This window comes from Janthinobacterium glycogeni (assembly GCF_051380725.1).
In the GTDB taxonomy this organism is placed as follows: domain Bacteria; phylum Pseudomonadota; class Gammaproteobacteria; order Burkholderiales; family Burkholderiaceae_D; genus Janthinobacterium.
Genome location: NZ_JBNYXP010000012.1, coordinates 134688 through 148171, shown reverse-complemented (window position 1 = coordinate 148171; position 13484 = coordinate 134688). Strand labels below are relative to the sequence as shown.

Below are 13484 nucleotides of genomic sequence, written 5' to 3'. Positions count from 1 at the left end.
CTTGCATGTGTAAGGCATGCCGCCAGCGTTCAATCTGAGCCAGGATCAAACTCTTCAGTTTAATCTCTGTTACTTTGCCGTTTTACCGGCACCGTCATTGCTGACGGGTCGCTCACTTCAAAAACAACTGACAGGCCACTTCTTGCGAAGCGTCCTATTTCATTTATTTATTCGTGAACATTTGATATTTTAAGTTTTACGCTGCTTGCGCAGCGCTGCACTGACATCAAATGCCCACACTTATCGACTGTTAATTGTTAAAGAACTGTATTCGGTTACTGCTTATTTACTGCTCTCGCGCTATTGACAAAGCGTTGTGTTTGTCAGCTGCTAAGAAGGAAGAGTATGAAGCATTTCGCTACGTCCGTCAACTCCTTCTTTTTTCTCACTTTACGCTGCATTTGCATGCGTCGTTCAGCGAGGGGGCGAATTATAGCCAAGGCACGCAGACCTCGCAAGCGCTATTTTGCAGTTGGGCAAATATTGCTGTGTGATATCGTAGCGCCGACCGCATCCTGCCTCATCCATATAGATTCCCATGCCTATCCCACATATATTACCCACCGCCAATCCCGCTCTGGCCAGCGAACTCGAGCACGCCATCAACAGCAAGACCAAGCCGCTGGGCAGCCTGGGGCTGCTGGAAACCCTGGCCCATCAGATCGGCCTGATCCAGCAAAGCACGCAACTGACCTTGCAGCAGCCTGCCATCATCGTTTTCGCGGCCGACCATGGCGTCGTCGCCGAAGGCATTTCCGCTTATCCACAAAGCGTGACCTGGCAAATGGTGGAAAACTTCCTTGGCAATGGCGCCGCCATCAATGTCTTTGCACGCCAGGCCGATTGCGCCCTCTATATAGTAGACGCCGGCGTGAACCACGACTTCGGACCACGCGACGGCTTGCTTGACCGTAAGCAGGGTCCCGGCACGCGCAACTTTGCCAAGGAACCCGCCATGAGCGAGGAGCAATGCCTGGCCGCCATGCAGGCGGGAATGGACCTGGTCGCCACCCTGGACGGCAATGTGCTGGGCTTTGGCGAAATGGGCATCGGCAACACCACCGCTGCCGCCGCCCTGATGCACAAGCTGACGCAAACACCGGTCGCCGACTGCGTGGGCGCCGGCACCGGCCTGTCCAAGGAAGGCATATTGCATAAACAGCAGGTGATCGAAGCGGCAGTCGCCCATCATGCGGCAGCCCATGAGCCGCTCAATGTGCTGGCCACCTTCGGCGGCTTCGAAATCGCCATGATGGCGGGCGCCATGCTCAAGGCAGCCGAACGGCGCATGATTCTGCTGATCGATGGCTTCATCGTCAGCAGCGCACTGCTGGTGGCGGCGCGCCTGCAGCCAGCCATCCTCGATTACTGCGTGTTTTCGCACTGCTCCGATGAAAATGGCCATCGCCAGTTGCTGGCCAGCCTGGGAGCGCGGCCGCTGCTGCACCTCGATTTGCGCCTCGGCGAAGGCACGGGGTCGGCGCTGGCCTTGCCGCTGCTGCACGCGGCCGTCAACTTCATGCGCGAAATGGCCACCTTCGCCTCGGCCCAGGTCAGCGAAAAGTCCACGCCAGACTAAGATCATGACCAATCCCGTTTCCGCCGCAGTCCATCAGTGCCGCCTCTTCTTCATTGCGCTGCAGTTCTTCACGCGCCTGCCAATCCCGCGCTGGGTGGGATTCGAGCCCGCCTGGCTGCAGCACGCCTCGCGCTACTTTCCCCTGGTGGGCCTGGTGGTGGCCGCCATCAGCGGCGCGGTGTATCTGCTGGCCAGCTGGCTCTTGCCTTCGGCGGTGGCCGTGCTGCTGGCCGTCGCCGCCGGCATCTACCTGACGGGCGCCTTCCATGAAGACGGCTTCGCCGACATGTGCGATGGCTTCGGCGGCGGCTTGACGCGCGAGCGGGTACTGGAAATCATGAAGGATTCGCGCATCGGCGCGTATGGCGCCATCGGCATCGTCTGCCTGCTGGCCATCAAGTGCACGGCGCTGGCCTCGCTGCCGCCACACATCGTCGTGGCGACACTGTTCATCGCCCACCCGCTTTCGCGCCTGGCGGCCGTCTCGCTGATCCGGTTCATGGACTATGCGCGCGACGAAGGAAAATCCAAACCGATGGCGCAGGAAATGACCACGGCAGAATTCATCATCGCCGCCGTCTGCGGCCTGCTGCCTGCCATCGTCTGCGGCATGCTGGGGATAGTTGACTGGGCGGCGCTGGTCTTTGCCATCGTGGCGGCGGCGGCTGCCGCATTCTGGCTGGGCCGCAAGTGCCAGCGCCGCCTGCAAGGCTACACGGGCGACTGCCTGGGCGCCGTGCAGCAACTGGCCGAAGTGGCGGTCTACCTGGCCATCCTTTCCAGCTTTCAGCCGCCTACACGCTTCTATTAACACCATGCGCCTGATCCTCGTCCGCCACCCTGCGCCACACGTCACCAGCGGCACCTGCTACGGCCGCAGCGACGTGGCGGTGGCGCCGCACGAAATGGCGACGGTGCGCGCCAGCCTGCAAGCAACGCTGCCGGCCGGTGTGCCGCTTTACGCCAGTCCGCTGCGCCGCTGCGCTATCCTGGCGACGGCCCTGGCGCAGGATCTGCCCGCGAGCGAATTACACTTTGATGCCCGGCTGGCCGAAATGGATTTCGGCACCTGGGAAATGCAGCCCTGGCACGCGATTGCGCGCGCGGAAATCGATGCCTGGGCAGCCGACCTGGCCTGGTATCGCCCCGGCGGAGGCGAGAATGTGCTGGCGATGGCCGCCCGCGTCGATGCGTTTTTAGGCGATCTGTTGCGCGAACAACACGAAACTGCCGTCATCATCTGCCATGCGGGCACCATCCGCCTGCTGTCGGCACTGCAGGGCAGGCTGCCATTGGAGGAAACGGCCTTGCTGGCCGCCCGTTCCGCCCATAAAATCGCCTATGGTGCGACGGTCGTCGTCGATTTCTGATATCGAATCGACCAGCCGGCCATTTCAGTCCACGCCCACTGCACGTATAATGACCGGGTTTTGGTGCCCGCGCTCATGTCCATGAGCGCAGTTAAACGGGAAACACGATGCCGCGACTGCGGTGAACGTGTGCTGCCCCCGCAACGGTAAGCAAGTGTCGCCCCCTCCGACAAGAAGCGGACGACAAGCTATCTCTGACAACCACTGTGCTTGCAATCATCGAGCATGGGAAGGTGGGATAGCCGTACTTGCCAGCCCGGATACCGGCCAGGACAGGTGGAAGTGCGCGAACGGGGATGTTCGCGATCCGAATGGCCGACTGGCCGTCTTCGATCGTCATCTTCAGTTCCCACTTCTGTTCAATCTGGCCTACGGGGACGTCGGCTGGTTGCATATTACTTACTGAAAACTATCATGACTCATGCTGTTTCCCGCCACGCGGCCCTCACGTCGCTCGCGCTAGCCATTGCCGCGCCTGCCGCTTTCGCCCAAGCCACGCCAGACACCTTCGATCCCATCGTCGTCACCGCCAACCGTTACCCGCAGCACCTGAGCGAAGTCTTGAGCGATACGCAGACCATCAGCTCGGAAGACATCGCGCGCTCGGGCGCCGGCTCGCTGATCGACCTGCTGCAAAAGCAGCGCGGCATTGAAGTGACTCGCAACGGCGGCGCGGGCACCGCGGCCAGCGTATTCATCCGCGGCGCGAACAGCAACCAGAATATCGTGCTGGTCGACGGCGTGCGCATCGGCTCGTCCACCCTGGGCACCGCCAACTGGAGCGCCCTGCCCCTGTCGAGCATCGACCACGTTGAAATCGTCTACGGCCCCTTGAGCACCATGTACGGCGCCGACGCCATCGGCGGCGTGATCCAGATTTTCACCAAGAAAGGCGACGGCGCCACGCGCTTCTCCGCTTTCGCCGGCTATGGCAGCAACAACACGCGCCAGGCGGAAGCCAGCGTTGCCGGTTCGACGGGCGGCGCGAACAGCTTCAGCTACGCGCTGACCGCTGGCAAGGAAAAGTCGGACGGCTTCTCCGCCTCGAAACTGGGCGCTTCCTCGTTCACCTACAACCCGGACAAGGACGGCTACGACAAGGAAAGCATCAGTGGCCAGTTCGGCTACCAGATGGCCAAGGGCCATGAAGTCGGCCTGGTTCTCCTGAACAGCAAGTTGAAGGCACAGTACGACGCCGGTCCTGGCTACGATGCGCGCAGCAACCAGAAACTGGAAAACATCTCCGTCTTCACAAAGAACGAGTTCCTGCCCAACTGGACCAGCGAACTGCGCTACGCGGAAGCACGCGACAAGTCGGGCGACGACAGCAGCGCCGAATCGTGGGGCAAGAGCCAGATCGACACCAAACAGACCGACATCACCTGGCAAAATGACATCCGCTTCGGCCGTGACAACCTGCAACTGCTGGCCAGCTACCGCGATGAAGACGTGACATCGAGCAGCACGCCGGAAGTGACCGGCTCACGCAACACCAAGTCTTTCGCCGCCGCATACAACATGGTGCGTGGCTCGCATTTGTTCAATATCAGCGGCCGCAGCGACGACAGCTCGGCATTCGGCACACACAATACGGGCAGCGTCGCCTACGGCTACCGCATCAGCAATGCACTGCGCGCCAACGTCAGCTACGGCACCAGCTTCCGCGCACCAACCTTCAATGAACTGTACTACCCGGGCTATGGCCTGGCGTCCAACAAGCCGGAAACGGGCCGCAACGCGGAAATCGGTCTGCACTACAACGACGATGTGTCGCAATTGAGCGCGACCTACTACCGCAACAAGGTCACTGACCTGCTGGTCAACACCACACCTTGCCCGGATCCGCTGTTCAACGGTAGCTTTGGCTGCGCCTACAACGTAAACAAGGCGTTGCTGGAAGGCCTGACACTCGCTGGCGCGCGCAAATTCGGCGCATTCAATGTCAGCGGCAACATCGACCTGCAAGATCCACGCGATGAAACCAAGGACAAGCAGCTGCAACGCCGCGCCAAGCAGCACGCCAACTTCGCCGTCGACTACACGACTGGCGCGCTGACGTCGGGCGCCGAGTGGCAGTTGTCGGGCAAGCGTTTCGATGATGCCGCTAACAAGAACACTTTGGGTGGCTACGGCCTGGTCAACCTATACACCACCTACCAGTTCGCCCGCGACTGGTCGGTACTGGCTCGCTGGAACAATATCGCCAACAAGGACTACGAGCTGGCGCGCTTTTACGCAACGCCAGGCTCGAAAGTCTTCGTCGGCCTGCGTTACGGCGTGAAATAAGCTAGTAGTAATGATGTAAGCTGCGGGCGATGGCATGCCGCCGTCGCCCGCAGATGCAGTTCTGCAGTCCCCGTTTTTAAGGCAGTACATGCACCCATTTTTCCGCAATATGCGCCACCGCGCCACCGTCATCCTCACGGTGCTGATCGTGTGCGCGATTGCCAGCCTGATTTTCTCCGGCATGATCGGCTCGATCGCGATTCCGCTCGCCGACCTGCCTTCCGCCCTGTTCCACGTCGTGCAAGGCAAGACCGATACCCTCGCCGCCACCCTGCTCGACCTGCGCCTGGGCCGCGCGCTGACCGCCTTTGTCACCGGCGCGGCGCTGTCGCTGGCCGGCCTGATGATGCAGGCGCTGCTGCGCAATCCCCTGGCCGATCCTTACGTACTGGGCATTTCCGCTGGCGCTTCCGTTGGCGCGCTGGCCGCGCTGCTGTTCATGTGCGCGCTGTGGGTCGTCGACGCGGCCGCCTTTGCCGGCGCCGTCGGCGTGTCCATGCTGCTGTATTTCTTTGCGCGCCGCGACCTGCGCGGCGGCACAGCGGCCGAAGGCGGCGCCTCGCTCTTGCTGCTGACGGGCGTGATCCTGGCCTCGGCCTGCATGGCCATCGTCACCCTGATGCTGTCCATCGCCCCGGAAAGCCGCTTGCGCAGCATGGTGTTCTGGATGATCGGCGACCTGTCCGGCGCGCCCGCGCGGCTGATGCCCTGGCTGGTCCTGGCCGGCGCCATGGTCTTCGCCTTGCGCTGCGCGCGCTCGCTGAACGTCATGGCGCTGCACGCGGAAGCGGCCAGCACCCTGGGCGTGCGCGTGGGCGCCCTGCGCAAGGGACTGTTCTTCTGTTCCGGCCTGCTCACGGCCAGCGCCGTCACCAGCGCCGGCAGCGTGGGTTTCGTCGGCCTGATCGTGCCACATGCGCTGCGCTTTGCCTGCGGTCCCGACCATCGCCTGTTGATACCGGCTGCCGCGCTGGCCGGCGGCACCTTCCTCGTACTGGCCGACACGCTTGCGCGCACCGTGCTGGCGCCCTTGCAGCTGCCCGTCGGCGTGGTCACGGCCATGATAGGCGCGCCCGTCTTCCTGTACCAGTTGCACCGGCTGCGCAGGAGATGAAAAAAGTATGATACGTACCTACCAACTCGGCCTGAAGGCAGGCACGCGCTCCCTCGTGGAAAACCTCACCTGGCACATCAGGGATGGCGAATGCTGGAGCGTGATCGGCCGCAATGGCGCCGGCAAGAGCACCTTGCTGCGCACCCTGGCCGGCTTGCGCGAACCGGATGCGGGCCACGTGACGATACAGGGCCGCGCCCTGGTCGACTGGCCCTTGGAAGCACTGGCGCGCGAACGGGCCTTCCTGGCACAGGCGCGCCACGACGCGTTCTCGTACCGCGTCATCGAAACGGTGCTGTCGGCGCGCCATCCGTATCACGACAACCATTACTGGGAAGGCAGCGACGACCAGCGCATCGCCCTGGCCGCGCTGGTCTCGATGGAAGTGGAGCACCTGGCCGAGCGCGACGTGCGCAGCCTGTCGGGCGGCGAACGCCAGCGCGTGGCGATCGCCGCCATGCTGGCGCAGGATACGCCCCTGCTGCTGCTGGACGAACCGGCCAATGCGCTGGACCTGGCCCACCAGGTCAGCGTCATGGGCCTGCTGTCGACACTGTGCCGCGAGCAGAATAAAACCGTGGTGATGGTGGGGCATGACCTGAACCTGGCGCACCGCGTCTCGACCCATGCGCTGCTGCTGATGGGCGACGGCGGCTGGCTGGCCGGTCCCGTGGCCGACGTGATGCAGGCGCCCATCCTGGGCGACTACCTGGGCCACCCGATCGACATCATCGATCACGGCAAACGCAAGATATTCATACCGAAAGAGCACTGACATGAGCGACAAGAAGAACATCGACGCGGACACCGCCGCCATCAACGAGCGCCACCGCGTGCGCATGGAGCGCAAGAAGGCCATCATCGATGCGGCCATCGCCAAGGCCGACAAGGAAATCGGCATCATCATCGTCAACACAGGCAATGGCAAGGGCAAAAGTTCGAGCGGCTTCGGCATGGCCATCCGCGCCATGGGCCACGGCATGAAGGTCGGCGTGGTGCAGTTCATCAAGGGCGCCATGTCGACGGGCGAGGAGAAATTTCTGCGCCGCTTCCCCGACGAAATCAGTTTTCATGCGATGGGCGAAGGCTATACCTGGGAAACGCAGAACCGCGAACGCGACATCGAAAAAGCCGAACTGGCATGGGAGCAGGCGAAAACCTTCCTGGCAGACCCCAGCTACGGCCTGGTGCTGTTCGACGAACTCAATATCGCCCTCAAATACAACTATCTCGACGTGCACAAGGTCATCGCCGACCTGCTGGAACGCCCGGCCATGCAGCACGTGGTCATCACGGGCCGTGGCGCACCGGACGAATTGATCGCCATCGCCGACACCGTCACCGAAATGGCCGTCGTCAAGCATGCGTATGCGGCCGGCATCGGCGCACAAATCGGCACCGAGTGGTAACAGCGCCATGACGCGCACCCTGGTCTTCGGCGGCGCCCGTTCCGGCAAGAGCGCCTATGCGGAAAAGCTGGCCCGCGAGTCGGGCAAGGAAGTGCTCTACATCGCCACCGCGCAAGCGGGCGATGTAGAGATGGCCACGCGCGTCAAACATCACCGCGCCCAGCGCCCGGCCGAGTGGACCACCCTGGAAGAGCCGCTGCGCCTGGGCGACGCCCTCCTGCGCGAAGCACGGCCCGGCCGCCTGCTGCTGGTCGACTGCCTGACCCTGTGGCTGACGAATCTGATGTTTTCCGGCGGCGCGACTTACCCGGACGTGGGCGACATCGCCCTGCCCGAACTGTTCCACAGCGAGCGCGCGCACCTGCTGTACGCGCTGGCCGAAATCGAAGACAGCGGTTGCGACATTGTGCTCGTCTCGAACGAAGTGGGCATGGGCATCGTGCCCTACGGCGCCATCTCGCGCTGCTTCACCGATGAAGCGGGCCGCCTGAACCAGGCCGTGGCGGCCGTGTGCGACAAGGCCGTCTTTATCGCCGCCGGCCTGCCGCTGCACCTGAAAGGCAGCCCATGCTGAGCGGCTTGTCGCTGCCCATGCTGGCCGCCTTGATGACGGCCGGCGTGCTGCTCGACATGCTGCTGGGCGAAACACGCCGCTGGCATCCGCTGGTGGGCTTTGGCCGTCTCGCGAGCGCGCTCGAGCGTCTGCTGAACCGGGGCCGTGGGCGTTTCCTGCGCGGCGTGCTGGCATGGGCATTGGCCGTACTGCCGATCAGCTATGCCGCCTACTGGCTGTGCGGCCTGGCCGGTGCCGCCCTCCACGTCTTCCTGCTGTATCTCTGCCTCGGCTTGCGCAGCCTGCGCGACCACAACCAGCCCATCGCCGACGCCCTGGCCATCGATGACCTGGACAGCGCGCGCCTGCTGACGGCGCGCATCGTCAGCCGCGACACGGCCGACGCCGATGCGGCCAGCCTGGCCAAGGCCAGCACGGAGTCGCTGCTGGAAAACGGCAATGACGCCGTCTTCGGCACCCTGTTCTGGTTTGCCGTGGCGGGCGGCCCCGGCGCCGTGCTATTCCGGCTGGCCAATACCCTCGACGCCATGTGGGGCTACCGCAACGCACGCTACGACTGGTTCGGCTGCTGCGCCGCGCGCATCGATGACCTCCTCAATTACCTGCCGGCGCGCCTGACGGCACTGTCCTATGTCTTGCTGGGCAAGAGCATGGCGGACAAGCAGCGCGCCTGGCACTGCTGGCGCACGCAGGCCCCCGACTGGGGCAGCCCGAACGCGGGGCCCGTGATGGCCAGCGGCGCCGGCGCCCTGGGCCTGGCCCTCGGCGGCGACGCCATCTACGACGGCGCGCTGGAGCAGCGTCCGCCGCTGGGCGCCGGCCGTCCCGCCAAAGCGCGCGATATCGACCGCGCCTGGCGCCTGGTGGCCGAAACGGCCGTGCTGTGGCTGATCTGGGTAGCGCTGCTCGCTGGCCTGTCCTACCTGCGGGAGACCTATCTTGCTTGAACATGGCGGCAACCTGCGCGACGCCGCGCGCGAATACGGCCGGCCCATCGCCGACTGGATCGACCTGTCGACGGGCATCAATCCGCACTGGTATGCAGCGCCAGCACCCGACGCCAACGCCTGGCACCGGCTGCCGGAAGCCGATCCCGCGCTGGCGGCCATCGCCTGCGCGTATTACGACGCGCCGGCCATGCTGCCCGTGGCCGGCACGCAGGCGGCCATCCAGGCACTGCCCCGGCTGCGGCCACCGTCGCGCGTGGCGGTGGCCGCGCCGTCGTATGCGGAACATGCGCACCACTGGGGTCAGCACGGCCATCAACTACGGCAAGTGCCGTATGCGCAGCTGACCGATGCCGTCGGCCACTGCGACGTGCTGGTGGTCTGCAACCCGAACAATCCGACGGGCGAGCGCATCGCACCCGCACTGCTGCTGGAATGGGCCGGCAGGCTGGCCGCGCGCGGCGGCTGGCTGGTGGTCGATGAAGCGTTTGGCGACACGGAAGCGCAGGCCAGTCTCGGCCCCCATACGCATCGGACAGGCTTGATCGTGCTGCGCTCCATCGGCAAATTCTTTGGCCTGGCGGGACTGCGCCTGGGCTTTGTCGCCGCGCATCCCCCGCTGCTGGCCCAGTTGGCCGATCTACTGGGACCATGGGCCGTCAGCGGCCCGGCGCAGCAGGTGGCGCGGGCCGCCCTGAGCGACACGCACTGGCAAGGCGCCATGCGCGAACGCCTGCGCAGCGAAGGCGAACGCCTGCACCAGTTACTGGCCGCGCACGGCATTGCCAGCAACGGCACGGCGCTGTTTCAATGGTGGCCGGAAGCACGCGCCGAAGCGTTCTGGCGCCACATGGCGGAAGCGGGCATCTGGGTGCGCCTGTTCCGCCACGCGGCCCATGGCATCCGCCTGGGCCTGCCCCCCGACGAACACGCCTGGCTGCGCCTGCAGCAGGCTCTCACCACATGGAAGCACACATGAACCACTTGAAAACAGCACTGCTGCTGGCCGGATTGATCTCGCTGCAGGCGCATGCCGCCATCACCGTGCGCGACGACGACGGCAATACCGTCACCCTGGAAAAGCCGGCGCAGCGCATCCTGGCGCTGGCGCCGCACGTCACGGAATTGCTGTTCGCGGCCGGTGGCGGCGACAAGATCGCCGGCGTCGTCAGCTATAGCGACTACCCGGAAGCGGCCAAGAAGATCACGCAAGTGGGCGACAACCGCCAGTACGACATGGAACGCATCATCGCCATGAAGCCGGACCTGATCGTCGTCTGGATGCATGGCAGCGCCGAGCGCCAGATCGCCATGCTGCGCCAGCTGAAGGTGCCCATCTATCACAGCGAACCGCGCAAGCTGGCCGATATCCCCGACAGCATGGAGCGCCTGGGCCAGCTGATGGGCACGGAAAAAACCGCCAAGCCGGCCGCCGCCAAGCTGCGCGCCAAGCTGGCCAGCCTGACGGCCCAATACGCACAGCGCCCGCCCGTGCGCGTGTTTTACCAGGTGTGGGACAAGCCTCTATATACCTTGAGCGGCGCGAGCATCATCAGCGATTCGATGCGCGTATGCGGCGGCCGGAATGTGTTTGCCGCGATGAAGGTGGTGGCGCCCGTCGTCACGCCGGAAGGCGTGCTGCAGGAAGACCCGGAAGTCATCTTCGGCACCAGCGAAAAGAGCGACCCGCGCAGCGAAGGCGGCCTGGCCATGTGGCGCGCCTTCCCGTCGATGACGGCCGTGCGCAAAAATAATTTGTTCCGCCTGAATGGCGACCTGCTGAACCGCGCCGGCCCGCGCATGATCGAAGGCACGGCAGCCATGTGCGAACAGCTGGAAGTGGCCCGCCAGCGCCGCAATGCTCCCGCAGCCAAGGCCGCACCATGAGTCATTACCGGCGCATTGCCTGTTTGTCGACGGAAGCCGTGGAAACCCTGTATGCGCTGGGCGCGGAAGACGTCATCGCGGGCATTTCCGGCTTTACCGTGCGCCCTCCCCGCGCACGCGAGGAAAAAACCAAGATCAGCGGCTTTTCGTCCACGAACCTGGAACGCATCCTGGCAGTGGAACCGGATCTTGTGATCGGCTTTTGCGACATGCAGGCCGATATCTGCCGCGACTTGGTGAAGGCCGGCATCGAAGTACACCAGTTCAACCAGCGCACGGTCGACGGGATCCTGCGCATGATCGCCGTGCTGGCCGCGCTGGTGCAGCGCGAGGAAGCGGGTAAACTGCTGATCGCCAGCCTGCGCGCGGACATCGCCGCCGCCCGGACCCGCGCAATGTCGTGGACGCGCAAGCCCGTGATTTACTTTGAGGAGTGGAACGATCCGCTGATGAGCGGCATCGGCTGGGCGGCGGAACTGATCGAGATCGCCGGCGGCACGGATGCCTTCCCGGAATTGTCCCGGCAGCCCGGCGCAAAGGAACGCATCATCGCCGATTCCCATGACGTGGTCGCACGCGCGCCCGACATCATCCTCGCCAGCTGGTGCGGCAAGAAGTTCCAGCCGACGCAACTCGCGGCGCGCCCGGGCTGGGATGCGATTCCCGCAGTGCGCAATGACATGCTGTTCGAGATCAGGTCTCCCGACATTCTGTCTCCCGGTCCGGCTGCCATCACGGAGGGCTTGCGCCAGATCAGCGACATCATCGCGCGGTGGCAAGAGCAGCAGGAGCGCCAGCCATGAACATCCCCTTTCCCGTCCTGATGGTGCAAGGCACGACCTCCGACGCGGGCAAGAGCACCGTCGTCGCGGCACTGTGCCGCTTGTTGAAGCGCAGTGGCGTGACGGTAGCGCCGTTCAAGCCGCAAAACATGGCCTTGAATAGCGCGGTGACGAGCGACGGCGGCGAGATCGGCCGCGCGCAAGCCCTGCAGGCGCTGGCCTGCGGCATCGCGCCGCACACGGACATGAATCCGGTGCTATTGAAACCGTCGTCGAACACGGGTGCGCAAGTGATCATCCACGGCAAGGTGCGCGCCGAGATGGATGCGCGCGATTACCAGCAATATAAAACCATCGCCATGGGCGCCGTGCTCGAATCCTACGCGCGATTGCGCCGGCAGTACGACACTGTCGTCGTCGAAGGCGCGGGCAGCCCCGCCGAAGTCAACCTGCGCGCGCGCGACATCGCCAACATGGGCTTTGCCGAAGCCGTCGACTGCCCCGTGATCCTGGTGGCCGACATCGACCGGGGCGGCGTTTTCGCTCACATCATCGGCACCCTGGCGTGTCTGTCCGACAGCGAACGGGCGCGCATCCTCGGCTTCGTCATCAACCGCTTCCGCGGCGACATCTCGCTGCTTGCCCCCGGCATCGAGTGGCTGGAACAGCAGACGGGCAAACCAGTGCTGGCCGTGCTGCCCTATCTGCAAGGCCTGTTCCTCGACGCGGAAGACGCCGTCGAAGCGATGCAGGCCGAACGCGGCGCCTTCAAGGTGGTGGTGCCGCAACTACCGCGCATCAGCAACCACACGGATCTCGACGCGCTGCGCGCCCACCCCGATATCGACCTGCAATTCATCAAACCTGGGCAGCCGATTCCGCCGGCCGATCTGGTGATCCTGCCCGGCAGTAAAAACACGCGCGGCGACCTGGCCTGGCTGCTGCAGCAGGGCTGGCCCGCCTACCTGGCGAAACACCTGCGCTACGGCGGCAAGGTGCTCGGCATCTGCGGCGGCTTCCAGATGCTGGGGAAGTCAGTGAACGATCCGCTGGGCGTGGAAGGCGTGGCGGGAGAGTCAACGGCTCTGGGCTTGCTCGACATGGTGACGGAGCTGACGAGCGACAAGCGGCTGGAACAGGTGCGCGGCCACTGCGCGTTTTCCGGTGCGGCCGATGCATCCGTGGCAGGCTATGAAATCCACATGGGTATCTCGCATGGCGCCGCCCTGCGGCAGCCTGCGTTCATGATCGATGGACGGCCGGAAGGCGCCGTGTCGGACGACGGGCAAATCCTCGGCAGCTATTTGCACGGCCTGTTCGACACGCCCGCCGCCTGTGCGGCGCTGCTGCGCTGGGCAGGGCTGGACTCGGGCCACACGGTGGACACGGCCGCGCTGCGCGAGGCCAGCCTGGAACGCATCGCCGATGCGGCGCTGCCGCTGCTGGATGCACTGGAACGATTGCCACGCTGATGGGAATGTCGGGTTACGCCGTACCGGCTAACCCGACCTACTTGCTGGATCAGATCAAACTCCA

The 13484-nt window shown here is 64.4% G+C and carries 13 protein-coding genes and 1 riboswitch; all 13 genes read left to right on the top strand.

Annotated features, from left to right (window positions below; translation table 11 throughout):
- Positions 1 to 538 precede the first annotated feature (538 nt).
- The 13 genes from cobT to ACQ4W4_RS23275 all read left to right on the top strand — a co-directional run bounded on the left by cobT (position 539) and on the right by ACQ4W4_RS23275 (position 13420).
- Positions 539 to 1579, top strand: a complete 1041-nt coding sequence (gene cobT / locus ACQ4W4_RS23335) for a nicotinate-nucleotide--dimethylbenzimidazole phosphoribosyltransferase (RefSeq protein ID WP_436543970.1) — start codon at positions 539 to 541, stop codon at positions 1577 to 1579.
- Positions 1580 to 1583: 4 nt separating this feature from the next.
- On the top strand, positions 1584 to 2390 hold the full coding sequence (locus ACQ4W4_RS23330; protein ID WP_436543969.1) for an adenosylcobinamide-GDP ribazoletransferase: 807 nt from the start codon (positions 1584 to 1586) through the stop codon (positions 2388 to 2390).
- A gap of 4 nt (positions 2391 to 2394) precedes the next feature.
- On the top strand, positions 2395 to 2949 hold the full coding sequence (locus ACQ4W4_RS23325; RefSeq protein WP_436543968.1) for a histidine phosphatase family protein: 555 nt from the start codon (positions 2395 to 2397) through the stop codon (positions 2947 to 2949).
- A gap of 44 nt (positions 2950 to 2993) precedes the next feature.
- A riboswitch (cobalamin riboswitch) is annotated at positions 2994 to 3235 on the top strand.
- Between the two features lie 128 nt (positions 3236 to 3363).
- Positions 3364 to 5235: a TonB-dependent receptor domain-containing protein gene (locus ACQ4W4_RS23320; protein ID WP_436543967.1), complete on the top strand. Its 1872-nt coding sequence runs from the start codon at positions 3364 to 3366 to the stop codon at positions 5233 to 5235.
- Between the two features lie 88 nt (positions 5236 to 5323).
- Positions 5324 to 6349: a FecCD family ABC transporter permease gene (locus ACQ4W4_RS23315; RefSeq protein ID WP_436543966.1), complete on the top strand. Its 1026-nt coding sequence runs from the start codon at positions 5324 to 5326 to the stop codon at positions 6347 to 6349.
- Between the two features lie 7 nt (positions 6350 to 6356).
- Positions 6357 to 7124: an ABC transporter ATP-binding protein gene (locus ACQ4W4_RS23310; RefSeq protein WP_436543965.1), complete on the top strand. Its 768-nt coding sequence runs from the start codon at positions 6357 to 6359 to the stop codon at positions 7122 to 7124.
- A gap of 1 nt (position 7125) precedes the next feature.
- On the top strand, positions 7126 to 7758 hold the full coding sequence (cobO, locus tag ACQ4W4_RS23305; RefSeq protein ID WP_436543964.1) for a cob(I)yrinic acid a,c-diamide adenosyltransferase: 633 nt from the start codon (positions 7126 to 7128) through the stop codon (positions 7756 to 7758).
- Positions 7759 to 7765: 7 nt separating this feature from the next.
- Complete coding sequence (gene cobU, locus ACQ4W4_RS23300; protein ID WP_436543963.1) at positions 7766 to 8332, top strand: bifunctional adenosylcobinamide kinase/adenosylcobinamide-phosphate guanylyltransferase; 567 nt, start codon at positions 7766 to 7768, stop codon at positions 8330 to 8332.
- Positions 8326 to 9279, top strand: coding sequence for an adenosylcobinamide-phosphate synthase CbiB (cbiB, locus tag ACQ4W4_RS23295; protein ID WP_436543962.1), 954 nt, complete (start codon positions 8326 to 8328; stop codon positions 9277 to 9279). Before cobU ends, cbiB begins: the two co-directional genes overlap by 7 nt.
- Positions 9272 to 10258 (top strand): threonine-phosphate decarboxylase CobD, encoded by a 987-nt coding sequence (gene cobD, locus ACQ4W4_RS23290; RefSeq protein WP_436543961.1) that lies wholly within the window; start codon positions 9272 to 9274, stop codon positions 10256 to 10258. Before cbiB ends, cobD begins: the two co-directional genes overlap by 8 nt.
- Positions 10255 to 11166: a cobalamin-binding protein gene (locus ACQ4W4_RS23285; RefSeq protein WP_436543960.1), complete on the top strand. Its 912-nt coding sequence runs from the start codon at positions 10255 to 10257 to the stop codon at positions 11164 to 11166. Before cobD ends, ACQ4W4_RS23285 begins: the two co-directional genes overlap by 4 nt.
- Positions 11163 to 11969 carry an ABC transporter substrate-binding protein gene (locus ACQ4W4_RS23280; protein ID WP_436543959.1) on the top strand — a complete coding sequence of 269 codons (807 nt, stop codon included), beginning with the start codon at positions 11163 to 11165 and terminating at the stop codon, positions 11967 to 11969. Before ACQ4W4_RS23285 ends, ACQ4W4_RS23280 begins: the two co-directional genes overlap by 4 nt.
- On the top strand, positions 11966 to 13420 hold the full coding sequence (locus ACQ4W4_RS23275) for a cobyric acid synthase (RefSeq protein WP_436543958.1): 1455 nt from the start codon (positions 11966 to 11968) through the stop codon (positions 13418 to 13420). Before ACQ4W4_RS23280 ends, ACQ4W4_RS23275 begins: the two co-directional genes overlap by 4 nt.
- The last annotated feature ends 64 nt before the right edge of the window (positions 13421 to 13484 follow it).